At 72.3% G+C, this 25,472-nt stretch carries 21 protein-coding genes and 1 pseudogene; 13 read left to right on the forward strand and 9 right to left on the reverse strand.

Going from position 1 to position 25,472, the window contains the following annotated elements; translation table 11 throughout:
* Positions 1 to 98: 98 nt before the first annotated feature.
* Complete coding sequence (locus tag F9B98_RS05150) at positions 99 to 1,043, reverse strand: alpha/beta hydrolase (protein ID WP_191966676.1); 945 nt, start codon at positions 1,041 to 1,043, stop codon at positions 99 to 101.
* Positions 1,044 to 1,215: 172 nt separating this feature from the next.
* Between F9B98_RS05150 and F9B98_RS05155 the strand changes: the two genes are divergently transcribed.
* A complete protein-coding gene (locus F9B98_RS05155; protein ID WP_150953776.1) occupies positions 1,216 to 1,923 on the forward strand; it encodes an SDR family NAD(P)-dependent oxidoreductase in 708 nt (235 codons plus the stop codon).
* A gap of 144 nt (positions 1,924 to 2,067) precedes the next feature.
* Here the strand turns inward: F9B98_RS05155 and F9B98_RS05160 are convergent, their stop codons facing one another.
* Positions 2,068 to 3,090, reverse strand: a complete 1,023-nt coding sequence (locus F9B98_RS05160; protein ID WP_150953779.1) for a methylenetetrahydrofolate reductase C-terminal domain-containing protein — start codon at positions 3,088 to 3,090, stop codon at positions 2,068 to 2,070.
* 109 nt (positions 3,091 to 3,199) lie between these two features.
* Here F9B98_RS05160 and F9B98_RS05165 point away from each other — a divergent pair, with 109 nt between their 5' ends.
* From F9B98_RS05165 to F9B98_RS05175, 3 genes are read left to right on the forward strand one after another with little or no spacing between them, the layout of a single operon-like run.
* A complete protein-coding gene (locus tag F9B98_RS05165; RefSeq protein WP_150953782.1) occupies positions 3,200 to 3,814 on the forward strand; it encodes a pyridoxal 5'-phosphate synthase in 615 nt (204 codons plus the stop codon).
* Between the two features lie 3 nt (positions 3,815 to 3,817).
* On the forward strand, positions 3,818 to 4,651 hold the full coding sequence (locus F9B98_RS05170) for an FAD binding domain-containing protein (RefSeq protein ID WP_150953785.1): 834 nt from the start codon (positions 3,818 to 3,820) through the stop codon (positions 4,649 to 4,651).
* Positions 4,648 to 7,527, forward strand: a complete 2,880-nt coding sequence (locus tag F9B98_RS05175) for a molybdopterin-dependent oxidoreductase (RefSeq protein ID WP_150953789.1) — start codon at positions 4,648 to 4,650, stop codon at positions 7,525 to 7,527. The genes F9B98_RS05170 and F9B98_RS05175 overlap by 4 nt, the downstream gene beginning before the upstream one ends.
* Before the next feature lie 356 nt (positions 7,528 to 7,883).
* Here F9B98_RS05175 and F9B98_RS05180 read toward each other — a convergent pair whose 3' ends face one another.
* The 7 genes from F9B98_RS05180 to F9B98_RS05210 all read right to left on the reverse strand — a co-directional run bounded on the left by F9B98_RS05180 (position 7,884) and on the right by F9B98_RS05210 (position 17,287).
* Entirely contained in the window at positions 7,884 to 9,167 is a 1,284-nt protein-coding gene (locus F9B98_RS05180) for an allantoate amidohydrolase (protein ID WP_150953792.1), read from the reverse strand.
* A gap of 118 nt (positions 9,168 to 9,285) precedes the next feature.
* On the reverse strand, positions 9,286 to 10,518 hold the full coding sequence (locus F9B98_RS05185; RefSeq protein WP_150953795.1) for a pyridoxal-phosphate-dependent aminotransferase family protein: 1,233 nt from the start codon (positions 10,516 to 10,518) through the stop codon (positions 9,286 to 9,288).
* Positions 10,518 to 12,182: an AtzH-like domain-containing protein gene (locus tag F9B98_RS05190; RefSeq protein ID WP_225310228.1), complete on the reverse strand. Its 1,665-nt coding sequence runs from the start codon at positions 12,180 to 12,182 to the stop codon at positions 10,518 to 10,520. Before F9B98_RS05190 ends, F9B98_RS05185 begins: the two co-directional genes overlap by 1 nt.
* On the reverse strand, positions 12,179 to 13,309 hold the full coding sequence (locus tag F9B98_RS05195) for an acetamidase/formamidase family protein (RefSeq protein ID WP_150953797.1): 1,131 nt from the start codon (positions 13,307 to 13,309) through the stop codon (positions 12,179 to 12,181). Before F9B98_RS05195 ends, F9B98_RS05190 begins: the two co-directional genes overlap by 4 nt.
* The gene (gene allB, locus F9B98_RS05200; RefSeq protein ID WP_150953802.1) at positions 13,306 to 14,640 is read right to left on the reverse strand and encodes an allantoinase AllB; all 1,335 of its coding nucleotides are present in this window, start codon (positions 14,638 to 14,640) and stop codon (positions 13,306 to 13,308) included. Before allB ends, F9B98_RS05195 begins: the two co-directional genes overlap by 4 nt.
* Before the next feature lie 50 nt (positions 14,641 to 14,690).
* Positions 14,691 to 15,527: an aspartate/glutamate racemase family protein gene (locus F9B98_RS05205; RefSeq protein ID WP_150953805.1), complete on the reverse strand. Its 837-nt coding sequence runs from the start codon at positions 15,525 to 15,527 to the stop codon at positions 14,691 to 14,693.
* Complete coding sequence (locus F9B98_RS05210) at positions 15,524 to 17,287, reverse strand: NCS1 family nucleobase:cation symporter-1 (RefSeq protein ID WP_150953808.1); 1,764 nt, start codon at positions 17,285 to 17,287, stop codon at positions 15,524 to 15,526. The genes F9B98_RS05205 and F9B98_RS05210 overlap by 4 nt, the downstream gene beginning before the upstream one ends.
* Positions 17,288 to 17,446: 159 nt before the next feature.
* Here F9B98_RS05210 and F9B98_RS05215 point away from each other — a divergent pair, with 159 nt between their 5' ends.
* The 9 genes and pseudogenes from F9B98_RS05215 to F9B98_RS05255 all read left to right on the forward strand — a co-directional run bounded on the left by F9B98_RS05215 (position 17,447) and on the right by F9B98_RS05255 (position 25,418).
* Complete coding sequence (locus F9B98_RS05215; protein WP_150953811.1) at positions 17,447 to 18,103, forward strand: helix-turn-helix domain-containing protein; 657 nt, start codon at positions 17,447 to 17,449, stop codon at positions 18,101 to 18,103.
* 212 nt (positions 18,104 to 18,315) lie between these two features.
* Entirely contained in the window at positions 18,316 to 18,843 is a 528-nt protein-coding gene (gene uraD / locus F9B98_RS05220; RefSeq protein WP_150953814.1) for a 2-oxo-4-hydroxy-4-carboxy-5-ureidoimidazoline decarboxylase, read from the forward strand.
* Positions 18,840 to 19,160 (forward strand): hydroxyisourate hydrolase, encoded by a 321-nt coding sequence (gene uraH / locus F9B98_RS05225; protein WP_150953817.1) that lies wholly within the window; start codon positions 18,840 to 18,842, stop codon positions 19,158 to 19,160. The genes uraD and uraH overlap by 4 nt, the downstream gene beginning before the upstream one ends.
* A gap of 8 nt (positions 19,161 to 19,168) precedes the next feature.
* Positions 19,169 to 20,353, forward strand: coding sequence for an FAD-dependent urate hydroxylase HpxO (gene hpxO / locus F9B98_RS05230; protein WP_150953820.1), 1,185 nt, complete (start codon positions 19,169 to 19,171; stop codon positions 20,351 to 20,353).
* A 247-nt stretch (positions 20,354 to 20,600) separates the two neighbouring features.
* Entirely contained in the window at positions 20,601 to 20,951 is a 351-nt protein-coding gene (locus F9B98_RS05235) for a carboxymuconolactone decarboxylase family protein (protein ID WP_150953823.1), read from the forward strand.
* Positions 20,893 to 21,951: pseudogene (locus tag F9B98_RS05240) on the forward strand (M20/M25/M40 family metallo-hydrolase); the annotation flags it as partial. The gene F9B98_RS05235 and the pseudogene F9B98_RS05240, both read left to right, overlap by 59 nt.
* A gap of 546 nt (positions 21,952 to 22,497) precedes the next feature.
* Positions 22,498 to 23,541, forward strand: a complete 1,044-nt coding sequence (locus F9B98_RS05245; RefSeq protein WP_150953826.1) for an amino acid ABC transporter permease — start codon at positions 22,498 to 22,500, stop codon at positions 23,539 to 23,541.
* On the forward strand, positions 23,538 to 24,320 hold the full coding sequence (locus F9B98_RS05250) for an amino acid ABC transporter ATP-binding protein (protein WP_150953829.1): 783 nt from the start codon (positions 23,538 to 23,540) through the stop codon (positions 24,318 to 24,320). The genes F9B98_RS05245 and F9B98_RS05250 overlap by 4 nt, the downstream gene beginning before the upstream one ends.
* Positions 24,321 to 24,437: 117 nt before the next feature.
* The gene (locus F9B98_RS05255; protein ID WP_150953832.1) at positions 24,438 to 25,418 is read left to right on the forward strand and encodes an ABC transporter substrate-binding protein; all 981 of its coding nucleotides are present in this window, start codon (positions 24,438 to 24,440) and stop codon (positions 25,416 to 25,418) included.
* Positions 25,419 to 25,472 lie beyond the last annotated feature (54 nt).

Below are 25,472 nucleotides of genomic sequence, written 5' to 3' on the forward strand. Positions count from 1 at the left end.
CCGGGGCGCACCGATGTCCCCAGAGTGGCGGCCTGGACAGGCCGCAGGCCGCACGAAGTGGGACACGACCCCGCCGAAAGGGGGACGAGGTCAGGCACTCACGCGAACGCCGCCCTGACCGCCGGTGCGACCCGCGCGAGCACCTCGTCGCGAGCGGGCGTTGAAGGAAACACTAGGAACAGGTGCGGCACCCCCGCGCGCCGCACGAAGTCGACCGAGACACCCGACGCCTCCAGCCGGTCGGCGTACTCCTCCGCCTCGTCGGACAGCGGGTCGACCTCGGCCGCCACGATCACCGCCGGCGCGGAACCGGCGAGGTCGGCGGCGCGCAGCGGCGCGGCTCCGACGGGCACCGGGCCCGCGGCATCCCGAACGTACAGCCCCCAGTACCACTGCATGCCGCGCGCGGTCAGCGGCAGGTTCTCGGTATGCGCGAGGTAGCTCGGCCGGGTCGGGTCGGGAGCGTCGAGCACGGGGCACAACAGCACCTGACACCGGATGCCGGGACCCCGGCCCTCCCGCACGCGCAGCGCGAGCGCCGCGGCGAGGTTGCCGCCCGCGCTGTGGCCGGCGACGCCGAGGCGGGCCGGGTCGACGAGCCCGCCCGCCCCGGTCGCAGCGAAACGCAGCGCCTGGTCGAGGTCGTCGAGACCCGCCGGGAACGGGTGCTCGGGCGCGAGACGGTAGTCGGCGCTGAGCACCTGGGTTCCGGTCGCGAGGGCGAGGGCGCGGCACAGGGCGTCGTTGTTGTCGAGGTTCCCGGCGACCCATCCGCCGCCGTGGGCGAAGACCAGGGTTCCGCAGTGCCCCGCGCGCGGGCGGTACAGGCGCAGGGCGAGGCCGTCGTCATCGAGGTCGATCGACTCGAGAGCGTCGTCGTCGGGCAGGCGCACCCACGACGGATTCGCGCGGAGCTCGGCGATCCGCGCGGCGTCGTCGCCCTCGGCATCCGTCGCTCCCGAGGGGATCGTGCCGGCCTGGGCCGCGAGTCTCTCGAGGTGCGCGCGCACGGCGGGGTCGGTGATGGCGGGGTGAACGGGCACGTCTCTCCTGGGGCTCAGGGCGGGTGATGTGCCGAGCGTAAGACTCCGGATGCCGACGACCCGGCGCGACCGCGGAAGCGTTACGCCGCGGAAACACGCACGTCTCGCGCGGGTGCACCCGCCGGGCGTACCGTGCGGCCGAGGGCGACCCGACGCCCGCGGGAGGAGCACCATGTCGCAGCGTGTGATCGTCACGGGAGGATCGGGCGGCATCGGTGCCGCGATCGTCGAGCGGTTCTCGGCGGACGGCGCCCGGGTCGCGGTGCTCGATCGTCGCGCTCCCGCCGAGGACGCGGCATCCCTCTTCTTCTCCGTCGACCTGCGCGATCCCCTCGACACCCGCCGCGCGGCCGGGGAGGCGATCGAGGCGCTCGGCGGGATCGACGTGCTCGTGAACTGCGCGGGGGTGTTCCAGCACGTCTCGCTGCTCGACATCACGGTCGACGACTGGGATCTCGTGCTCGACATCAACGCGCGCGCGACGCTCGTGACGATGCAGGCCGTCGCTCCGGTCATGCTCGAGGCGCGGGCGGGCTCGATCGTCAACATCGCGAGCATGGCCGCCAAGCAGGGCGGCGGTGGCGAGGGGCACTACGCCGCGTCGAAGGCCGCGGTCGTCGCGCTCACGCGGGCCGGAGCGCAGGAGTGGGGATGCCACGGAGTGCGCGTGAACGCCGTGTGTCCGGGGTACGTGCTCACCGACATGGGCGCCGACACCCGATCCGACGACGACGTGCGGGCGTGGAGCGCGAAGTCGCCGCTGGGGCGGCTCGGCGCGCCGGAAGATGTGGCGGGGGTGACGCACTTCCTCGCGTCGCCCGCGGGCGGGTATCTCACCGGTCAGGCGATCAACGTCACCGGCGGGATGATCATGCACTGAGGCGGGCGGTGATCCGCCCGGGGCGCGCGAAGCTCCTGCGAACCGTCGGCGGCGCCGGCTCGGCCCGCGGGGACTCGGCGCGCCGAGACACCCGAGCGGCGGAATCCCACGAGCACGGCCCGCTCGAGGCCCACGGCCAGACAGTCACCGGAGCCGCCGAGACACCTCGGCGAGTGCCTCGGCGTAGGACTCCTCGGCGCCGTCGCGCCCGCCCGACAGGTTCACGCCGACGACGCCGGGCAGCGCAAGCATCTGCTCGGCGAGAGCGACGGCGAGGGCGATCCCCTCGGCCCGTGGGTCTCGGGCCCCGCGCACGCGCTCGAGGAACCCCTCCGGCAGCACCAGAGTCGTGAACGATTCGAGCAGGTCGGCCGAGGCGTGGTCGACGACGACGGGGACGCACGGGATGAACCGGACGCCGCCTCCCGCCTCCTCGACGAAACGCCGGACGGGCTCCGCACCCCCGGCGTGGTTCACGAAGCAGACGTCCGCCCCGGCCCGCACCTTCTCGCGCAGGCGCGCGGCGCGGCGGTCGACCGGCGGTGCCGCGGGTGAGGCGGCGACCGAGACGACGTGCCCCGCCGCGCGAGCGAGCGCCGTCGCCTCGGTGGAGTCCAGGTCGAAGACGGGAGCCGCGTCGGGGCGGTGACCGGTGCGCGTGTGATCCCCGGTGACGCAGTGCACGCCCGCCACCCCCTCGACCGCGAGAGCGGCGAGCTCCCCCTCGATCGCGACCCGGTTGCGGTCGCGCATGTTGAGGCCGGTCCACACACGCAGCCCCCGCCGCTGCAGCAGATGCGCACGGTAGGCGGGAGGGAACTGGACTCGCGCGCTTCCCGCGTCGCCGGCGAGGACGGCATCCACTTCTCCCGCCAGGATCTCCGCGCACGTGTCGATCGACGAGACGCTGAGGGCGCGAGCGGGCAGGTCCGCCACCACCCACGGCCGGGTGTCGAGGGCCGCGAGCGTCTGCGCTGCCGCGGCCGTCCGCGGCGCCGGCGCCGGAACCGCCGCACGGTCGACCCCCGTCCACGGCACGGTCGGTCGGTTCAGGAACGCGCAGCGGTGCGTCGCGTCGATCTCGCACGACCCGTCGAAGCCGACCCCGCCGCAGGGGCCGTACTCCATCCGCTTGGGGCAGGCATCGATCAGGGGCAGCAGGGTCATGACCGGAGTGTAGGAACCGCGTGTTTCGCCGAATGTTCATGGCGGCAACATCGCCGAAACGCGCCGTGCCTACGCTCGGGCCTACCCGCTGCAGCCCCCGGAGGTGGCCATGATCACGGCCGGCACCACGTTCGGTTCCGACGTCGATGACATCGATGCGCTCGTCGACGACCCGCTGGCTCTCGTGCAGCGGTGGCTGCCTCCCCACGACGGCGAGCTGCGGCCCCTCGCGGCGCTCTCGACGATCGGGCTGGACGGCCTCCCGTCGCTGCGCCACGTGCTCGTCAGCGACAGGGATGCCACGGGCGTCTTCTTCCACACCGACTCGGCCAGCGCGAAGGTCGCCGAGATCGCCGCGAACCCGGTCGCCGCGATGGCGGTGGCGTGGCCCGAGGTCGGGCGCCAGCTCGTCGTGCGCGGGATCGTCGAGCGGGTGAGCGCGGCCGAGGCGGCGGCGGTCTACCGCGAGCGCTCCCGGTATCTGCAGCTGCTCGCCTGGGTGAACACCCACGAGAACGCGCACCTGCCGGTCGAGGCGCGGCACCACCTGTGGGCGGAGTTCGCCGAGGCCCATCCCGAGCTCGAGCCGCCGGAGCGGTGGGCCGGGTTCCGTCTGCGTCCGCTCACCCTGACCTTCTGGCGCGGCGACCCGATCGGGCAGAGCACGCGTCAGCACTACACGCTCGCCGACGGCCGCTGGTCGGGCCGGATCCTGGCGGGCTGAGCCGTGGACATCACCACCGTCACCTCGTATCGCGCCGCGCGCTCGCGCGCCGACCTCGCCCTCGCGCCCGGAGAGGTCGTCATCGCCGGGGGCACCTGGCTCATGAGCGAGCCGCAGCCCGGCACCACCGGCTTCGTCGACCTCACGACCCTCGAGTGGCCTGACCTCGAGATCACCGAGGACGGCCTGCGCATCGGCGCGACCTGCACCATCGCGCGACTGCTCGCCTGGGTCGAGAACGAGGCTCCGACCGCCTGGACCTCACTCGCGCTCGCCCGCCCCGCCGCCGACGCCCTGTTGGCCTCGTTCAAGATCTGGAACACCGCGACCGTCGGCGGCAACGTCTGCCAGGCCTTCGCGGCCGGCGCGATGATCGCACTGCTGTCGACCCTGGATGCCACGGCCCTGATCTGGACGCCCGGAGGCGGCGAGCGCCGGATCGCGGTCGCCGATCTCGTCGTCGACAACGCCGCGACCTCCCTCGCGCCCGGCGAGGTCGTGCGCGCCCTCGACATCCCCGCGCGGGCCCTGGAGGCGCGGGTCGGGCTGCAGAAGATCGCCCTGGCCGAGCTCGGCCGCTCCGGTGCCGTGGTCACGGCCCGCGTCGACCCCGACGGTTCCGCGGTGTTCGTCGTGACGGCCGCGGTGCGCCGACCCCGCGTCCTGCGCTTCGCCCAGGTTCCCGGAGCGGGAGAGTTGCGGGATGCCGTGGCATCCGCCCCCCTCTTCTACACCGACCCGTTGGGCAGTGCGGATTGGCGCCGGGGCGTGAGCGTGGTGCTCGCCGAGCGCCTGCGTGCGCGCTTCGCGCGTGAGCTGCAGGAAGGTGCCGCGTGAGGTTCGAGGTCAACGGAACCGCCGTCGAGGTCGACCCCCGCCCCGGTCAGAGCGCCCGCACCCTGCTGCGCGAGGCGGGCCACGTCGAGGTGAAGAAGGGGTGCGACGCGGGCGACTGCGGCGCGTGCTCGGTGCTGCTCGACGGGACGCCGACGCACTCGTGCATCATCCCGGCGATGCGGCTCGAGGGCCGTGCGATCACCACCGCGGCGGGCCTCGCCCCCGGCGACGAGCTGCATCCGGTGCAGGAGGCTCTGGCCACGGGCTTCGGCTTCCAGTGCGGTTTCTGCACGCCGGGCATGAGCGTGACGGCTTCGACGCTGACCCCCGACGACCTCGGTGACCTCGACCGGCGCATGAAAGGCAACCTCTGCCGGTGCACCGGATACCGCCCGATCCGCGAGGCGATCCGGGCGTCGGTGCTGGGACCGGTGCGCGAGACCGGGACGAGCTGCGGGGTGGAGGCCGAGGCGCCCGCCGGCTGCGCCGGTGCATGCACGGGGCACGACACACCTCCTGCAGATCCGCCCCAGACGGCTGCCTCGACGCCCGCGCCCGCCGATCTGCAGGAGTTGTGCACGCCGACCGGGGCAGCGGCATCCGTCACCGGCCGCGTCGGCACCTCGGTCATCCCCGAGGCGGCACGCCGCATCGTCCAGGGTCGCGAGCCGTTCACCTTCGACGAGCCCGTGCCCGGCGGCCCGCCGCTCATCCTGCGGGTCGTGACCTCGCCGCACGCGCACGCGCGGGTCGTCTCGATCGACTCCGCCGATGCCCTCGCGATCCCGGGGGTCGTGGCCGTCTTCACCCACGCCGACGTGCCCGAGGTGCGGTACTCGACCGGTCGCCACGAGCACCGCACCGACGATCCCGACGACACGCGCATGCTCGACGACGTCGTCCGCCACGTCGGTCAGCGGGTGGCGGCGGTCGTCGCCGAGACGGCCGAGGCCGCGGATGCCGGATGCCGCGCGGTCCAGATCGCGTACGAGGTGCTGCCCGCGGTCTTCGACCCCGACGAGGCGCGCCGCCCCGGCGCTCCTCTGCTGCACCCCGAGCGGACGCCCGACGAGCGGGTGATGGCGGCCGAGCGCAACGTCGTGGCCGGGTTCCACGTCGGTCACGGCGGCGACATCGACGCGGCCCTCGCCGCGAGCCACACCACGGTCACCGGCGAGTGGCGCTCCTCGCGCGTGACGCATGCGGCTCTCGAGACGCACGGCGCGGTCGGCTGGCTCGACGACGACGGTCGCCTCGTGATCCGCTCGTCGACCCAGGTGCCCTTCCTCGCCCGCGACGAACTCGCGCACGTGTTCGGTCTCGAGCGCGACCGCGTGCGCGTGTACGCGACCCGTGTGGGCGGGGGCTTCGGCGGCAAGCAGGAGCTCTTCACCGAAGACCTCACCGCCCTCGCGGTGCTGAAGCTGGAGCGCCCCGTCGCCTACGAGTTCTCGCGCACCGACCAGTTCGTCCGGGCTTCCCTTCGGCATCCGATGCGCGTTCGAACGACGCTGGGGGCGGATGCCGACGGCACCCTGACCGCGATGAAGCTCGACGTGCTGAGCGACACGGGGGCCTACGGCAACCACGCGATCGGGGTGCTGTTCCACTCGTGCGCCGAGTCGACGACCCTGTACCGCGTGCCGACGAAGTGGATCGACGCCGAGGCGGTCTACACGAACAACCCGCCGTCCGGCGCGTTCCGCGGGTACGGCCTGGGGCAGGTGGTGTTCGCCGTCGAGTCGGCCATGGACGCCCTGGCGCAGGAACTCGACATCGACCCGTTCGACCTGCGGCGGATCAACGCCGTCCGCGAGGGCGACTCCCTGCACCCCGACGACGGCGAGGAGCCGCTCGAAGAGGACCTCATCTGGGGCAGCTACGGCCTCGACCAGTGCCTCGACCTCGCCCAGGGCGCCCTGCGGCGCGGGAACGGGGTCGAGGCGCCCGAGGGCTGGCTGGTCGGCGAAGGGATGGCCGCGGCGATGATCGCGACCATGGCCCCGCGCGGACACATCGCCCACACCAGCGCGACCCTGCGCCCCGATGGCACGTACCTGCTGCGCGTCGGCACGGCGGAGTTCGGCAACGGCACCTCGACCGTGCACCGCCAGATCGCGGCCACGGTGCTCGAGGCCGCCCCCGAGCGACTCGAACTGTGGGCCGCCGACACCGACGCGGTGCGCCACGACACGGGAGCCTTCGCCTCGGCGGGGACGGTGGTCGCGGGCAAAGCCCTGTACGGTGCCTGCCTCGCGTTGAAGCGGCGGATCCTCGCCATCGCCGCCGATCTCGCGGGCGCGGATGCCGCGGACGCCGAGGTCTCGGCATACGGGATCTCGTTCTCCGGCGAGACGGTGACGTGGGCCCGGATCGTCGCTGCGGCGGGTGCGGACGAGCTCACCGCGGACGGGGCGGAGTTCGGCGATGTCCGCTCGCTCGCGTTCAACGTGCACGCGGTGCGCGTGGCGGTCGACCCCGAGACGGGAACCGTGAGGGTGCTGCAGTCGATCCAGTCGGCGGATGCCGGAGTCGTCATCAATCCCGCCCAGTGCCGCGGCCAGATCGAGGGCGGCGCCGCGCAGGCCCTCGGCGGCGCGCTCTATGAGGAGGTGTACCTCGAGGACGGCGTCGTTCAGAACCCGGTGTTCCGCACGTACCGCGTGCCGCAGTTCGCCGACGTCCCCGACACCGAGGTGTACTTCGCCGAGACCGACGACACCCTCGGACCCTTCGGCGCGAAGTCGATGAGCGAGTCGCCGTACAACCCGGTGGGTGCGGCGATCGGCAACGCGGTGTCGCGCGCGCTGGGGCGGCGGGGGTACGAGCTGCCGTTCTCGCGGGACCGGGTGTGGAGGCTCGCCGGCGGGGAGTGAGCGCCGGGGGCGCGTGGGCCCCGGGGTGCCCCGAGTTCGGGGCGTGCTTTCACGTCTGGGGCGCAGAATTCACGCCCCGAACGACGAGATTCGCCCCACACCCGCGGCCGAGGCGTGGCGATGCGTCTCGCGGTGGACTGTCGCTGCGCGGGGCCCTCGCCCTCGGTTCGCAGGTGGCCCCGGGGCCACTTTTCTCGCCCCGGGGCCACGAACACCGCCCCACCGCCGGACGATACGCGCCCCGCGGCCACGGCCCACGCCCCGGCCACTGGGTTTGGGGCGGGTTCTTCCGTTCGGGGCGTGGAATTCCACGCCCCAAACGGAACATCGCGCCCCAAACGCAAGAGGGCCGCGCGTCAGCGCTGCTCGGCGCCCAGGTGCAGCACGGCCTCGGCCAGGGCGCGGATGCCGGCGGCCACGTCCGCCCCGGCCACCGCCTCGTCGGGGTGGTGGCTGATGCCGTCGGGATTGCGGAGGAACAGCATCCCCACGTCGGTGATCGCGCCGATCGACATCGCGTCGTGGCCGGCGCGGCTGAAGAGCGTGGGGGCGTCGCCGCCGATCCCGGCGCGCACGACGTCCTGCAGCAGCGGGGCGCAGAAGACCGCGGGCGCACTGTGCACCTCGCGGGCGGTCCAGCCCAGACCGCGTCGACCCATGATGGCGTCGAGCTCGCGCGAGATCTCATCCCACACGTGGTCGCGAGTGGCGTCGAACTCGCCGCGCAGGTCGAGCGAGAGGTGCGCCTCGCCGGGCACGACGTTGACGGCGCCCGGGAAGGCCTCCAGCTGACCGACCGTGCCGACGATGTGGTGCTCGCCGCGGCAGATCCGCTCGACCGCCAGCGCGGCCTCGCTCGCCCCGAGCAGAGCGTCGCGCCGCATGTCGTAGGGCGTGCCGCCCGCGTGCCGCGCCTCGCCCTCGACGACGAGCTGGAACCGCCGCGCCGACGCGATCGACGACACCGCGGCGAGGGCCTGTCCGCTGCGGTGCAGCTCGGGCCCCTGCTCGATGTGCGCCTCGAGGTACCCGACGAGCTCGTCGGGGCGACGCGCGGCCTCGCCCACGCGGCCCGGATCGAGTCCGAACTCGCGGAAGGCTTCGCGCAGCGTCGTGCCGTCGGCGTCCGCCACCTCCCACCACGACGGATCCCACTGCCCGGCCACGGCCGACGAACCCAGCAGCGCCTTGCCGAAGCGCGTGCCCTCTTCGTCGCTGAAGGCGATGACCTCGAGAGCGAAGGGGAAGGGACTGGATGCCGCGCCCTCGGCGTCGACGCGACGGCTCAGCCGCACGACCTCGAGCGCCATCAGCACGCCGACGATGCCGTCGAAGCGTCCGGCATCCGGAACCGTGTCGAGGTGAGAGCCCATCAGCAGCGCCGGCGCATCGGGTTGCCCGGGCGGGGCGAGGCGTCCGACCTGGTTGCCCGCGGCGTCCTGCCGGGTGGTCATGCCGAGCTCGCGCATCCACTCGGCGGCGAGGCGGTTGACCCGCGCGTGCTCGGGCGAGAGATAGACGCGGGTGATCGAGCCGGGCGTCGAGGTGACGCGGGCGAGCTCTTCGCAACGCCCCATCACTCGTCGCGCCGCCGACGCGATGCGCTCCTGCGAGACCTGGAGGCGAGTGGATGCCGTCATGCGCGGGCCCCGCGCGGGTCGCGGCTACAGCCGCGGGCGGTCGCCGCCGCGCGTCCACATCGGCCGACGCCACGAACCGTCGGAGCCTCGCGCGTCACGACCTCGACGGCGGGCCCCGTCACGCCCCGGCCCCCGCGTAGACGCCCTGCGCAGCCTCGACCCCGCCGCCGGCCGCGACCGCGGCACCGTGCCGGCGCAGCACCGCCTCGAGGGCGGCCAGGGTGGTGAGCACGGCGTCCGTGCGCGCGTTGTAGCCCATCGTGCCGATGCGCCAGACGCGGCCGTGCAGCGGTCCGAACGACGTGCCGATCTCGATGCCGAAGTCGCTCAGCAGCTCGCTGCGCACGGCGTCGCCCACGACGGCATCCGGAATCTCGACCGCCACCACGTTCGTCATCTTGTGCGCGACGTCGCCGAAAACGGTCAGGCCGAGACCCTCGACCCCCGCGAGCATCGCATCGCCGTGCAGTCGGTGACGCGCGATGACCTCGTCGCGACCCTCGAGCAGCAGCACTCGGGCGCACTCGCGCGCGCCGTAGAGCATGGTCGTCGCTTCGGTGTGGTGGTTGAGGCGGCGCGGCCCCCAGTAGTCGAGGATCATCGCCAGGTCGAAGTAGTTCGAGCGGATGAAGTCCGATGCCGAGTCGTCGCCCTCTTCGCGGATGCCGGCCTCGACGCGGGCGCGCGAGCGCACCACCTCGACGGCACGCTCCGACAGGCTGATCGGCGCGGAGCCCGACGGCCCGCCGAGGCACTTCTGCAGGCCGGCGGTCGCGGCATCCAGTCCCCAGGCGTCCATCTCGAAGGGGTTGCCGCCGAGCGAGGCGGTGGCGTCGGTGTAGAACAGGGCGCCGTGGGCGCGGCAGATCTCGCCGATCTGATCCAACGGTTGGAGCATCGTGGTCGAGGTGTCGCCCTGCACGCACGCGACGAGGTGCGGCTTCACCCGCTCGATCGCCTCGCGGATCGCCGACACCGGGAACACCTGCCCCCACGGCACCTCGATCGTGTGCACCTCGGCGAGCGCGCGCTCGGCGATCTCGGCCAGCAGGTGCCCGAAGCGGCCGAACACGGGCACCAGCACGCGATCACCCGGGCGGATCAGCGAGACCATCGCGGCCTCGATGCCCGCGCGCGAAGTGCCGTCGATGAGCAGGGTCGCGTCGTTCGCGGTGCCCCAGACCTGGCGGTACAGCTCCTGCGTCTCGGTCATGGTCGCCGTCATGAACGGGTCGTACTGCCCGACCAGCGGCGCCCCCATCGCGCGCAGCACGCTCGGGTAGGCCGAGATGGGACCGGGGCCCATCAGCAGGCGCGCGGGCGGGTCGATCGGGCCGGGGAGATGGGACATCAGGACTCCGTGGTGCGGGGGCGGGTGGATGCGAGCGCGGCGAAACGCCGAGCCAGGCGGACGAGCGCGATGTCGGTGCCGGCGCGCGAGACGAGGCACACACCGACCGGGGCGCCGTCGACGGTGAGCAACGGCACCGACACCGCGGGGAGCCCCGCGATCGCGGCGGGCGCCGTCATGCGCAGGGTCGCGGCGCGGACGGCGTCGACGTCGGCCGTGCGCTGGGGCGCGGGACCGGGCACGGTCGGGAAGATCATCACGGCGCCGTCGACGAGTTCGGCGAGATGCGCGGCGATCGGCTCGAGGTCCTCGCGCGCGGCGGCTTCGTCGGCGGCGGTGATGCGCGACGCGACCTCGAAGCGCTCGGCGACGGCCGGGCCCACGGCCCCGGGATGCGCGCGCAGCCACTCTCCGTCGTTGCGCCAGGCCTCGGCACCCTGCACCGTGCGGAACGCCGTGAACGCGGCATCCAGGTCTCCGCTCGACACGGCACGGAAAGGCGGTGGATCGTCGGATGCCGCGAGGGCGGCGAGCAGTCGGCTGAAGGCCTCGCGGGTCGCCGGCTCCGCGCAGTCGAGGATCTCCTCGGGAACGACGAAACGCCAGGGCAGGTCGTCGGCCGAGGCGCCGAGGACGTTCTCGGTCGACGTCGAGCCGTCGTAGCTCAGGCACCAGTCCGCCACGCGGTGCAGGGTCTCGCCGTCGCGCGTGAGCCAGCCGATCGTGTCGAACGACTGCGCGAGCGGCAGCATGCCCTGCCGGGGCACGAGGTCGTGGGTCGTGCGCAGGCCCCAGAGCCCCTGGTACGACGCCGGCACGCGGATCGACCCCGCGGTGTCGGTGGCGAGGCCGATATCGGCGTGGCCGAGGGCGACGGCGGAGGCCGGTCCGCTCGACGAGCCGCCGGGCAGCGCCCCGACCACCGCGCCGTTGGGCGGGGTGCCGTAGTGCACGTTGTCGCCGGCGATCGAGTAGGCGAACTCGTCGGTCCGCGCGATGCCGCGCAGCGATGCTCCCGCGCGCAGCAGGTCGGCGACGGCCGGGGCCGTGGCCTTCTCGGGCCGCGCCTGTTCGAGGTAGGTCGGGTTGCCCGCGCCGATGCGGAAGCCGGCGATCGCGAAGAGGTCCTTCACCGCCACGGTGAGCCCCGCGAGCGGCCCCGCCCACGCTCCCTGGAGGAAGGGGTCGCCGACGCTGCGCCAGATGGTGCGGTCGAGCGGGGGTGTGCGCGGGGCGACGTGGGCGGCGGTGATGAGCCACCGACCGTCGATCCGCTGCCAGACCTGCGTCTGCAGGCCGCGGCCCCCGCCGTGGAAGCGCGAGACCGACATGAGCAGGGCGCTGTCGGGCCCGAGCGGGCGGTAGTGAATGTCGGTGATGTCGCGCGGAGGAACGCCCCCGCGCAGCGCGCGGAACCCGCTGATCGCGTCGTGCCCGACGAGAAGTCCCGCCGGGTCGCCGCGCAGCGTGTCGGGTCCGGGCGCGAAGAACGCGTCGAGGGCGTCGAGGTCGTTCGCGACGATCGCCCGCTCGTAGGCATCGAACGCCGCGCGCAGGTCGGCGGGGATCGCCGCGGAGTCGGGTGTTCCGGGCGCCGAGTCGGCGGGCGCCGACCCGGCGGGGGCCGTCGCGGTCCCGGTCGTCGGGGTCGTGGCATCCGTCATCGCTTCTCCTCCGGATCGGACGCCAGCGCCGCCGGCTCCGCGGCTGCGACCCCCGCGAAGTCGGCCTCGCGGATGCGCGCGTGCACCCCCGAGACGATGTCGACCACCTGCGAGATGTCGAAGTCGGTCGCGGCCGACAGGTACGCATAGGCGAGGTGCTCGTCCATGCCCCATCGGCCGTTCAGCAACGCAAGCGAGGAGCGCACGCACGCGCGCATCGCGGCGTCGAGGTCGGGGTCCATGCCGGTGGGCACGAGGTATTCGGGCGTGCGCACCAGCGGTCCGGTCACCTCGCCGAACGCCGCACGGGCGGCCTCCGCAGGGATCACCTCGAACCGCAGCGTCGCGCGCAGCGACGCCTCGAGAGCGGTGAGCGCCACCTCGCCGTCGCCCTGCGCGAAGTGCGGGTCGCCGACGTACGCGAGCGCGCCCTCGACCTGCACGGGGAGGAACAGCGTGGTCCCCTCGACGAGCAGGTTGATGTCGATGTTGCCGCCATGGGTTCCGGGCGGAACGGAATGCGGGCGTTCGTCGCCGGTGACCGCGACCCCCATCGTGCCGAGAAACGGCGCGAGCGGGAACGACACGACCGGATCCCCACCCTCCATGAGGGGAAGAGTGCCGTGCAGGACGCCGTCGTGCTCGGCGACCGCGGCGAAGACGCTGACGTTGTGCTCGCCGCGCGGCAGTTCGCCGACGAGGGCGCCCTTGCCGTGCCGGTTCGAGATTACCCCGTACGGCACGCGCGGAACGAGCGCCTCGACCGTGATCTTCAACAGATCGCCGGGGTGCGCACCCTTCACGTGCACCGGGCCGACGACGACGTGCGGGCCGTCGGCGAAGGGATCTCGAGCGACGGATGCCGCGATCTCGATCGCATCGTGGAGCACGGCGTCGGCGGAGACACCGTGCGAAGAGAAGAACGCGGCGGGGTCTTTGCCCTGGTCATCGAGGATGCCCTCGTGGCTCACGGTGTCGAAGGTGACGCTCTCGCCCGAGGCGATCTCGAGCACGGCGGTGTCTGCCGCGCATGGGAGGCGCCCCCACAGCACGGTGTCGAGGGTCGCGGCGACGTAGTGGTCGCCGGGGATGGGGCCGACGCCCGGCTGAAGGATCGGCACGCTCATGCCCGCACCCCCGCCGCCGCGCGCAGCAGCTCGCGGCCCTCGCGTTCGGTGACGGCGGCTCCGCGTCGGTACACCGACGCCCCCCGCAGCCACGTCTCGCGGACCACGCCGGTGAGCGTCTGCCCATGCCACGGCGAGACGGGATTGCGGTACTCGAGGGCCGCGGCATCCACCGTGAACTGCTCGTCGGGGGCGAAGGCGACGAGGTGCGCGGGAGCGCCGACCTCGATCACGCCGAGCCCCTCGAGCCCCGCGATGCGGGCGGGGCCGGTCGTCATCAGCGGGAGAAGCGATTCGAACGCGAGCCCGCGGGCCCGGCCGGTGGAGTGCACCGCCGACAGGCCCGTCTGCAGCCCCGCGATCCCGCCCCATGCGAGGCCGAAGTCGGGATTGCCCTTCAACTCGACCGTCGCGGGAGAGTGGTCACTGACGATCGCGTCGATCGTCCCGTCGACGATGCCCGCCCACAACAGATCGCGGTTGTCTCCGCCGCGGATCGGCGGGCAGCACTTGAACGCCCCCGCGCCGTCCGGCACGGCCGAGGCGTCGAGGGTGAGGTAGTGCGGGCACGTCTCGACGGTGAGGCGGACGCCCTCGGCCTTCGCCGCGCGGACGGCATTCAGCGCTCCCCCGTCGGACACGTGCACGATGTGCGCCCGCGCGCCCGTGCGACGGGCGGCGTCGATGACGCGGAGGATCGCGGCGCGCTCGCTCAGCGGCGGGCGGCTCGCCTCGAAGTCGCTGTAGCGCGGGCCGAGGGCTCCGTCGGCGTGCAGGTGGGCCGGGTCTTCGGCATGGACGATCAGCAGCCCGTCGAACACGGCGAGCTCGGCGAGACACCGCTCGAGCTGCTCGGCGTCGAGGTGGCCGAACTCGTCGATCCCGCTCGGCGACAGGAAGCACTTGAACCCCACGACCCCGGCGTCGGCGAGCTCTCGCAGCGATCCGATGTTCTCGGGCACCGCGCCGCCCCAGTAGGCGACGTCGACGGCGAGCTTTCCCACGGCGGCCCGGCGCTTGGCATCCAGGGCCTCGACGGTGGTGGTGACGGGGAGGCTGTTCAGCGGCATGTCGACGACCGTCGTGACGCCTCCCGCCGCCGCCGCGGCGGTGCCCGTCGCGAAGCCCTCCCACTCGGTGCGGCCGGGCTCGTCGAGGTGCACGTGCGAGTCGACCAGTCCGGGCAGCAGCACCGCGTCGGAGGGGAGGACGGTGTCGGCCGAGGCGTCGAACGGGTCGAGACGCGCGATCAGACCGTCGTCGATCACGACGGTGGCGGGCGTGAACGCCCCGCCGAGGAAGACGCGGCGGGCGGCGATCCGGGTGCTCATGCCGTCACGGTAGGCCGCTCGCGTTTCGCGAATGTAACCGTCATCAACATTCACGCGAACACCTCGGCGGGGACGACGTTGTGGGGCGATGTCGGTGGCCCCGGGGCGTCGGACATGGCCCCGGGGCCACCGGCGGACGGGTGCGCCGGCGCATCGCGCTCGCCCCGCGCCCCGGGGCCACCCGCGGACTCCCGGGGCGGCCGCGCGTACTCGTCGCGCTTGCTCGTGCCCAGGCCCATGCGCACCATCCCGGACGCCATGCCCACCGCCGCCGCGACCCCGTCGACGACCGGCACCCCGACGCGTGCCGTGAGCTCGGCGCACAGGTCGGCCATGCCCGCGCAGCCGAGCACGATGACGTCGGCGCCGGAGGCCGCGGCATCCGCGCTGAGTTCGGCGATCGTGGTGACGGCGGCGGATGCCGCGTCCTCGAGATCGAGCACTGGAATCCCGCTGGCCGCGAGCGAGACGCACGCCCGCTCCATGCCGTACCGCGCGACCAGGTCGTGCGCCCGCCCGAGCGTGCGGCTGAGCGTCGTGACCACCCCGAAGTGCCGCCCCGAGACCGCCGCGAGGTGCATCGCGGCTTCGGCGATCCCCACCACCGGGGCGTCCACCAGCTCGCGGGCCGCGTCGAGACCCGGGTCGCCGAAGCACGCGATGACGTACGCGTCGGCGGGGTCGGCTCCGTCGCGGTCGGCGGCGATCAGCTCGACCACGGCCGCGGCGGCGGCGATCTCGTCGGTGTGGCTCTCGATGGCGGCGGCCCCGACGCTCGGGCACACCGCGTCGACGCGGACGTCGGGCCCCGCCACCCCCCGGGCGGCGTCCGCGATCTTCGCGGTCATCGCCCGGGAGGTGTTGGGGTTGATGAGCAGGATCCTCACGCGAGCGCCTCGCGCGGGCCCGCGGCCGGCCGGCGGAGCGACGGCACCGTGCCGCGCTCCGGATCCGCGGCGTCCGGGGCCGTCTGTTCGAGCACTGCGGCGGCGATCGGTGCCGATACTCCGGAGCCCGGCACGGGTGTCTCGGCATCCCGAGCCTTCTGCGCGAGCACGGGAACCTCCTCGACGACCGGGGCCTCGGCCACCGCGTCGACTGTGCCGTCGGAGATGCCCTCGGTCTCGCCTTCGAACGTCGGGACGCGGGGGTCGAGGCGCTCGAAGAGGAGGAAGAGGACGTAGCCGAGGCCGCACCCGATGAACCAGCTGTAGTCGCTGACCCACGAGACGTTGAACAGACCCAGGTCCGCGAAGAGCTTCGGGAAGATCGCGATGAGCACAGTCGGAACCCCCGCGGCGATGACGGCCTTGACCGCGTTCGGGTTGAAACCGTTTCGGTACCAGTAGGGCCCGGCGGCATCCATCGTGAACATCGCGTCGACCTTCACGCGCTGGCGGGCCGCGATGTAGTACCCGGCGATCAGGATGCCGAAGAGCGGGCCGATCAGCGCACCCAGCACGCCGAGCGAGTAGTGGATGGCGTCGGCGTTGGAGTACCAGTTCCAGGGCATGAGGAACGTCGAGCCGACGGCGGCGATCATGCCACCCGCGCGCCACGAGATCTTCTTGGGGGCGACGTTGGAGAAGTCGAAGGCGGGCGAGATGAAGTTCGCGACGATGTTGATGCCGACCGTGGCCGTGACGAAGGTCAGGCCGCCGAGCAGGATCGCGAAGGGCGTGTCGATCTGCTCGACCGTCTTGATCGGGTCGGTGATGAGCGAGCCGAACACCGGCACGGTGGCCGAGGCGGTGATGACGGTCAGGAGCGAGAAGAAGAGGAAGTTGATCGGCAGCCCCCAGAGGTTGCCCTTCTTCACCGCGGCGAAGCTCTTGCCGTAGCGGGCGAAGTCGCCGAAGTTGAGCATCGGGCCCGAGAAGTACGACACGACCAGCGCGATCGCGGCGAACATCACCGGGATCGAGGCCCAGAAGTCGAGCTGCACCGTCGACAGGGTGAACGAGATGTTCTGGATGCCGGCCTGCGACACGAGGTACACGGCCAGCACGATCATCACGAGGTAGACCGCGGGACCGGCCCAGTCGATGAAGCGGCGGATGACCTCCATGCCGTTCCAGAAGAGCAGGAACTGCGCGGTCCACAGGATCGCGTACGAGATCCAGCCGAGTGCGGACAGCCCCGCGAACGACACGTCGAGCAGGGCCGCGGAATCCGGGATGAACTTCAAGAACACGATGTTCAGCGACTCGGCCGCGAGGAAGGTCTGTACGCCGTACCAGGCGATCGCGATGAGTCCGCGGATGATCGCGGGGATGTTCGCGCCCCGGATGCCGAAGACCACGCGGTTGATGACCGGGAAGGGCACGCCCGTCTTCTGGCTGGGCTTGGCGACCATGTTGGCGAAGACCTGCACGATGACGATGCCGGCGATCAGCGCCACGAGCACCTGCCACGACTGCAGACCGAGGGCGAAGAGCGAGCCTGCGGTGACGTATCCGCCGACGGAGTGCACGTCACTCATCCAGAAGGCGAAGATGTTGTACGACGACCACTTCTGTTTGCGCAGCGGCGCGAGGTCTTCGTTGGCGAGACGGTCGTCGTAGTGGGGCTTCATGTTGCCGCCCCCGTGGGGGTGGCCGGCGGCCTCCACGAGATCGTGGGGTCCGGTGAGCGGGGTGGAAGTCATGTCATTCCTCTCAGGGCGATGGATGCCACGACGTGGAGTCCGCGGCCGGAGTGGAGCTCTGATGTGAAGTTATGGGTTCACACACCCGCGACGGTTTCGCTCATGTAACAGGTATGTGAAGTCGCTCCTTCACGTCAGCCGCGTCTTTAGACTCGGGGCATGCCGCAGCCGCCCCTCGCCGAAGACGTCGATCAGGACGACGCCGCCCTGACCGGCTCCGCGCCCGAGGGCATCGCGACGGCCGAGCCCTCGGCATCCGTCGGCGCGCGCATTCGCGACCTGCGGCAGACGCGCGGCATCTCCGCCCGGGCGCTCGCGAAGACGCTGGGGATCTCCCCGAGCGCCGTGTCGCAGATCGAGCGCGGCGTCATGCAGCCGAGCGTCTCGCGCCTGATCGCCATCACCGACGCCCTGGGCGTGCCGCTCGTGGCGGCCTTCGATCCGGCATCCGACCGCCCTGCTCCGGCCGTCGGGCCCTCGGGCTTCACGCTGCAGCGCGCGGGGCAGTCGCCCGACATCGTGCTCGATAGCGGGGTGTCGTTCCGGCGTCTGACCCCCGGCACCTCGCCCGGCGTGGACTACTTCGAGTCGATCTACCCGCCCGGGGCCTCGGCGCACGGCGCCGACGGACTGTTCCACCACGAGGGCTACGAGGTCGGCACGGTCGTCTCGGGCGAGCTGACCATCGACTTCGAGGCCGAGCGCGTGATCCTGCGGGCGGGGGATGCCATCAGCTACCCCTGCTCGGTCCCCCACCGCCTGCACAACACGGGGTCGACGGATGCCGTGGCGCACTGGCTGATCGTGCACGCCTGAGGCCTGGTCGAGTTGGTCGGGGCGGCCCGGCCCGCCCGCGCGCGACGAGAACAGGCAACGGCACCAGAACAGGGCGGAATCTGACAGATCCGCCTGTTCTCGTCGCGCCCCCTGTTCTCGTGACGGGTCGCCGCACCGGAATGTTCCCCACAGCAACATCGCCGACACATCGCGCCACAGCCCCGTAACGCGGTCGGCCTAGCGTGACCCGCATGCACCTGCACGACTTCCATGCCCTCGATGAGGCGGATGCCACGGCCGTCGCCCGCGTCTGGGCCGACGTTCCGGGGTGGGTCGACGCCGTCGTCGCGGGTCGCCCGTATGCCAGCGTCGACGCCCTCGCCGCCTACGCCGGAGACCTCGCCTCGGCCTGGTCCCCGGACGACCTCGAGGCCGCCCTGCACGCGCACCCGCGCATCGGGGCGAAGGTCGCGGGCGACGGTGCCGAGGCCGCGGCATCCCGTCGTGAGCAGGGTTCGATGGCATCCGCCGCCGACGACGATGTGGCGGCCATCGCCGCGGGCAACGCCGCCTACGAGGAGCGGTTCGGTCGCGTCTTCCTCATCCGCGCCGCCGGTCGCACCCCGAGCGAGATGCGGGCCGAGCTCGAACGGCGCCTGTCGAACGACCCCGACGCCGAGACCATCGAGGCCACCCGCCAGCTCGCCGAAATCGCTCTGCTGCGCCTGCGCACGACCTTCGCCGACGACGCCCCCGCCGAGCCGGAGGCCGCGGAATGACGCACCTCACCACCCACGTCCTGGACGCCACGGCCGGCGCGCCCGCGGCCGGGGTCGCCGTGACGCTCTCGCACCTCGACGGCGCGACCATCGACTCGGCGGTCACCGACGCCGACGGGCGCCTCTCGCTCGGCCCCGACGTGCTCGCCGACGGCGACTACGCGCTGACGTTCGCAACGGGGGCCTACTTCCGCGCGCGCGGGGTCGCCTCGTTCCACCCGGTCGCGACGATCGCGTTCACGGTCAGCGGCGAGGCGCACCTGCACGTGCCGCTGCTGCTGAGCCCATTCGCCTACTCGACCTACCGCGGCAGCTGAGGAGCGTCATGAAGGTCATCGTCATCGGCGCGGGTGTCGGCGGAAGCTCCGCCGCCCTGGCCCTGCAGAAACTCGGCCACGAGGTCGTCGTGTACGACCGCATGCGCGAGAACCGTCCGGTCGGTGCGGCTCTGTCGCTGTGGTCGAACGGCGTGAAGGTGCTGAATTGGCTCGGTCTCGGCCCGCAGGTCGCCGCGCTCGGCGGGCGCATGGACGACATGGCCTACTACGACGGTCACACCGGCGACGAGCTCTGCCGCTTCAGCCTCGCCCCCGTGACCGCGCAGACCGGCCAGCGCCCCTATCCCGTCGCCCGCGCCGACCTGCAGCAGCTGATGATGGACGCCGTCGGCGCCCAGAACATCAGACTCGGGATGCCGCTGACCTCGGTGTCCGAGACCGACGGCGTCGTGACCGCCACCTTCGCCGACGGCTCCACCGACACCGCCGACCTGCTGATCGGGGCCGACGGCGCCCGGTCGCTCGTGCGGGATTACGTCACCGAGCCCACCGGCATCCGTCCCGAACGCTCGTATTCGGGATATGTGAACTACAACGGCCTCGTGACGGCCGACGAGCGGATCGGGCCCCTGGATCAGTGGACCACCTACGTCGGCGACGGCAAGAGGTGCGCCGTGATGCCCGTCGCGGGCGACCGCTTCTATTTCTTCGTCGACGTGCCCGGGCCCTCGGGCGTGGTCGAGGACCGCATGGCGGCGCTCGAGCACGCGTTCGGGTCGTGGGGCGCTCCCGGGGTGCGCGCGCTGCTCGACGGCATCGACCCCGACGAGTCGCTCAACCGCGTCGAGATCTGGGACATCGACCCCTTCGACACCTGGGTGCGGGGGCGCGTGGCGATTCTGGGAGATGCGGCGCACAACACCGCCCCCGACATCGGTCAGGGCGCGTGCTCGGCGCTCGAGGACAGCTTCGCGCTCGGCATCGTGTTCGCCACCTCGACCCTCGGCGTCGAGGACTCGCTGAAGCGCTACGAGCGCATCCGCACCGAGCGGGCCGGCGACCTGGTGCTGCGCGCCCGCAAGCGCGCGCACGAGACCCACGCCTTCGATGTCGCGGCGACCCAGGCCTGGTACGACGGTCTCCGCCACGAGGACGGGACGGGCGTGATCCGCGGCATCGTCGGCAACATCGAGGGCAGCCCGGTCGAGCTGGGCGCGAGCGTGCTGCGCTGAGAGGGGGCGGCGCACCCAATGCGGGCTGCCCTTCCCGTCCGTCATCCCCGTGGAGGGATGGCACAAGGCCGACGACGACGGGCATGACATCAGCGGCCACGCCGGCGACCACTCTGAGACACCTCGCCAAATCGCCACCCTGAGCGCGACGGTATGTCACCGTGTGACGTGCCCCCGCCTGCCCCGGCGACGCCGCGTGGCACCGTGGAGGGGACGATCCGCACCGCTCACGCCGCCGGGAGGCACCATGTCCGAGTACTTCGACCGCACCGCCGACAAGACCTTCACCAAGGTCTACAAGGCCGAGACGCCCGACATCCTCGCCGCGTTCGCCGCGTTCGACCAGGCCGTGTTCGCTCCCGAGGGGCGCGCGATCCCGCTGAAGTACCGCGAGCTCATCGCGCTGGCCGTCGGCATCACGACCCAGTGCGTGTACTGCATCGACGGGCACTCGCAGAACGCCGTGAAGGCCGGGGCCACCGAAGCCGAGCTCGCCGAGGCCGCCTGGGTCGCGATCGCCATCCGCGCGGGCGGCGGCTATGCGCACGGACGCCTGGCGTTCAAGCTCGCCGACGACGCCCGCCCGCACGAGCACTGACTCCGTGACCGCCGCGCCCTCGCCCCACGCTGCCGAGACCGGAGCACCGCAGCCCGGCCCGCTCGAGGCCGAGGCGCTCGAGCACATCCGCGCACTCATCCGGATCGACAGCGTCAACACGGGTGAGGCGGCGACCATCGGCGACGGCGAGACGCGCGCCGCTCTCTATGTCAAAGAGCACCTCGACGAGGTCGGGTACGAGACGGTCCTGGTGGAACCGCGCCCGGGCCGGGCCAGCGTCATCGCGCGCCTACCGGGTTCGGATCCGGATGCCGAAGCCCTCATCGCCCACGCCCACCTCGACGTCGTACCGGTCGACGCCGACGACTGGACGCACCCGCCCTTCGGCGCCGAGATCCATGACGGCCTGCTCTACGGTCGCGGGGCCGTCGACATGAAGGACTTCGCCGGCATGCTGCTCGCCATCGCCAGGGCGTTCCGCCGCGACGGGATCGTTCCGCGACGTGACCTGATCTTCGCGTTCTTCGCCGACGAAGAGGCCGGGGGCGTCTGGGGCGCCCGATGGATCGTCGAGAACCGCCCCGAGCTCTTCGCCGGAGCCACCGAGGCGCTGAGCGAGGTCGGCGGCTTCTCGATCCCCCTCCCCCACGACCGCCGCGCGTACCTCGTCGCGACCGCCGAGAAGGGCGTGACGGTCGCGACGCTGACCGCGCGCGGGGCCGCGGCGCACGGCTCCCGACCCACCGCCGACAACGCGGTGGTGCGCGTCGCGCGCGCCGTCGCCGCGATCGGCGAGCACCGCTTCCCCGTCGTGCGGACCGCCACACTCGAGCGCTTCTTCGAGGTCTACGGCCGCGCCAGCGGTGAGCCCCTCGACGGCGACGATCTGTCTCGCCTGGGGTTCTCGGCATCCGTCATCGATGCGGGGGCGCGCAACACGGTGTCGCCGACCGTTCTCGCGGCCGGGGGCAAGATCAACGTCATCCCCGCCTCGGCGAGCGCGACGCTCGACGTGCGCGTGGTGCCCGGGCAGGCGGACGCGCTGCGCGAAGAGCTCGCGGCCGTCGTCGGCGACGACATCGAGGTCACGTGGGCGCGAGATCCCGGCGATCGAGGCCCCCGCCGAGGGGCGGCTGATGGACGTGCTGCAGGATGCCGTGACCGCCGAAGACCCCGACGGCACCGTCGTGCCGTACCTGCTGCCCGCCAGCACCGACAACAAACACCTGAGTCGTCTCGGCATCCGGGGCTACGGCTTCGTGCCGCTGCGCGTGCCCGCCGACTTCGACGTGTTCGGGCAGTTCCACACGGCCGACGAATGCGTGCCGGTGGAGGCCCTGTTCTTCGGGACGCGCGTGACGGCGCGGATTCTGCGGGACGCGTAGGGCCCGCGTCCGCAACCGGCGACCGTACCGCCCCGAGGGCGTCGACCGCCGACGTGTTACCCCGCGTGGCGGTGGGTGTCGGCGCGTGGCGGGGCGTTTCGACGTGTGAAACGGCGCCTCGCGGGCCGTTCGACCCCGTCATAGCGTTTCGGGCACCCACCGGCACCCCGTGCCGTTTCGGACAGCCCGAGGAGCACCTCATGACCACCACCGCGCCGGCCCCCGCCGACCGCTCGACCGCGCCTGCGACACCGCCCGGGTCGACCGCCCAGGTCGATCTCGCCACCATCGCGGTCGTCCCCACCCGGCACTGGTGGCGCTGGACCCTCAGCGCCCTGCTGCTGTTCGTCGTGGCCCAGTTCGCCTGGAGCCTCGTCACGAACGACCGCTACATGTGGGGCACGTTCGCGCAGTACTTCTTCTCGGAGCCGGTGCTGATCGGCATCGGTTACACGCTCTCACTCACCGCGATCTCGGCCGTCGTCGGCTTCTCGCTCGGCACACTGCTGGCGCTCGGCCGGCTGTCGGCCTCACCCCTGCTGAGTTCGGTGGCCTGGGGCTACATCTGGTTCTTCCGCTCGGTGCCCCTCGTCGTGCAGATCATCGTCTGGTACAACCTCGGCTACCTCTACCCGACGCTGGGCCTGGGCACCCCCTTCACCACCGACTTCTGGATCGTGGAGTTCCCCACCGTCCAGCTGGTCAGCGCATTCGCCGCCGCGATCCTCGGACTCGGGCTTCATCAGGCGGCGTACTCGGCCGAGATCATCCGCGGCGGGCTCGTCTCGGTCGACCCCGGTCAGCACGAGGCGGCTGCGGCGCTCGGGATCCCGGCATCCCGTCGTCTTTTCCGCATCATCCTGCCGCAGGCGATGCGTTCGATCGTCCCGAACGCCACGAACGAGATCATCGGACTGGTCAAGGGCGCGTCGGTGGTGTTCGTCATCGCGATCCCCGAGCTGTTCTACGCCGTGCAGGTCATCTACAACCGCAACAGCCGCGTGATCCCGCTGCTGCTGGTCGCGGTCGTCTGGTACACCCTCATCACGACGATCCTGAGCATCGCGCAGTACTACATCGAGCGCTACTACGCCCGCGGCTCGGCCCGAGCCCTCCCCCCGACTCCCGTGCAGCGCGCACGCACCTGGGTGAGCACGCAGTGGGCGCGACTCGGCGACTCCCCCGCTCCTCCGAGAGGGCCGGATGCCGAGACCCCCACCGCCCCGAAGGGAGGCCGGGCATGAGCGCGGTCACGGCGACGAGCGGCCTCGTCGAGGTGCACAACGTGCACAAGAGCTTCCACGGGGTCGAGGTGCTGAAGGGCATCGACCTCACCGTCGAGCCCGGCGAGGTCGTGGCCCTGCTCGGCCCGAGCGGCTCGGGCAAGTCGACGCTGCTGCGCACCATCAACCACCTCGAGACGGTGGACGCCGGCTCGGTCACGGTCGACGGCGAGTTCATCGGCTACGAGCTGCGCCACGGCAAGCTGCACGAGCTGCGCGAGCGCGAGATCCTGCGGCGGCGAACCCAGGTGGGGATCGTGTTCCAGAACTTCCACCTCTTCCCGCACCTGACCGCCCTCGAGAACATCACCGAGGCGCCGCTCGCGCTGGGGCGCGTCGGCAAGGTCGAGGCGCGCGAGCTCGCCCTCGGTCTGCTCGAGCGGGTGGGGCTCGCGCACAAGGCCGACGCCTACCCCCGCCAGCTGTCGGGAGGGCAGCAGCAGCGGGTCGCGATCGCCCGCGCCCTCGCCCTCCAGCCCAAGGTGCTGCTGTTCGACGAGCCGACCAGCGCCCTCGACCCCGAGCTCGTGGGCGAGGTGCTCGACGTCATCCGCGACCTGGCGAAGCTCGGCACCACGCTCGTCATCGTCACGCACGAGATCGGCTTCGCCCGCGAGGTCGCCGACCGCGTGGTCTTCCTCGACGGGGGCCGCATCGTCGAGCAGGGCACGCCCGACGAGGTGCTCACCCGGCCCCGGCACGCCCGCACCCGCGAGTTCCTCGCCAAGGTGCTCGGCTGACGCACCCGCTCCCTCCCGGTGGCTCCGACGCGCTCGGCCACCTCGCCCCACCGACTCACCCGACCCGCGACGCGACACCGGCGCCGCGGCATCCACACCCTCACAAGGAGACACAGCATGGCTCTCAGCAAGAAACAGGGGATCGCCCTCGGCGTGATCGCCGCAGCCCTCGTCGCCGTCGTCGGCGTCGGCGTCACCGTCGGCCTCAACCGACCGGCCGACGCTGTCGCGGCGCCCGAGCCCTCGGCATCCGCCACGAACACCCCCGCGGAATGGGTGCACACTGACGCTGTCCCCGAGGCCGTCGCGGCGCTCACGGCGAGCGGCTTCACCCCCATCGAGCCGGGCAAACTGACGGTCGCCGTCGGCGCGTTCGTGCCGCCGCTCAGCTACGTGCCCGAGGGCGAGACGCTGCCGTCGGGCACCGAGCCGAACATCGGCTCGCTCATCGCCGAAGGCCTCGGCCTCGAGTACAACCCCGCCGTGGTGGCCTGGGCGGACTGGCCCCTCGGCATCCAATCCGGAAAGTACGACCTCATCACGGCCAATGTCACCGTGACCGAGGAGCGCAAAGAACTGTACGACTTCGCCAGCTACCGGCAGGACCTGCTGGGCTTCGCCGTTCGCGCCGACAGCTCGATCGCGAAGATCGAATCGCCCGACGACATCTCGGGCCTGAAGATCGTGGTCGGCTCGGGCACCAATCAGGAGAAGGTGCTGCTGAGCTGGAACGAGAAGCTGCAGGCGGCCGGCAAGGCCCCCGCCGAGCTGCAGTACTACGACGACACCGCCGCCTCGACCCTCGCCCTGCTGTCGGGACGCGTCGACGCGACGTTCGGGCCGAACGCCACGGCCGCATGGGCGGCGCGCGACACCGGCGAGACGAAGATCGTCGGCGAGGTTCCGGGCGGCTATCCGCTGCAGGCCGGGATCGCCGCGGGCACGAAGAAGGGTAACGGGCTCGTCGAGCCGGTGCAGATCGTGCTGAACGACCTCATCAAGACGGGGAAGTACGCCGAGGTCCTGAAGGCGTGGAACCTCACGTCCGAGGGCGTCGAGACCTCGCAGATCAACCCGCCGGGACTCCCGAAGTCCTGACCCCCGCGCACGGCCCGGTCTCGTTGACCGGGCCGTGCCGTGCGTTCACCGGAG

The organism is Microbacterium testaceum StLB037 (assembly GCF_008763945.1).
In the GTDB taxonomy this organism is placed as follows: domain Bacteria; phylum Actinomycetota; class Actinomycetes; order Actinomycetales; family Microbacteriaceae; genus Microbacterium; species Microbacterium testaceum_G.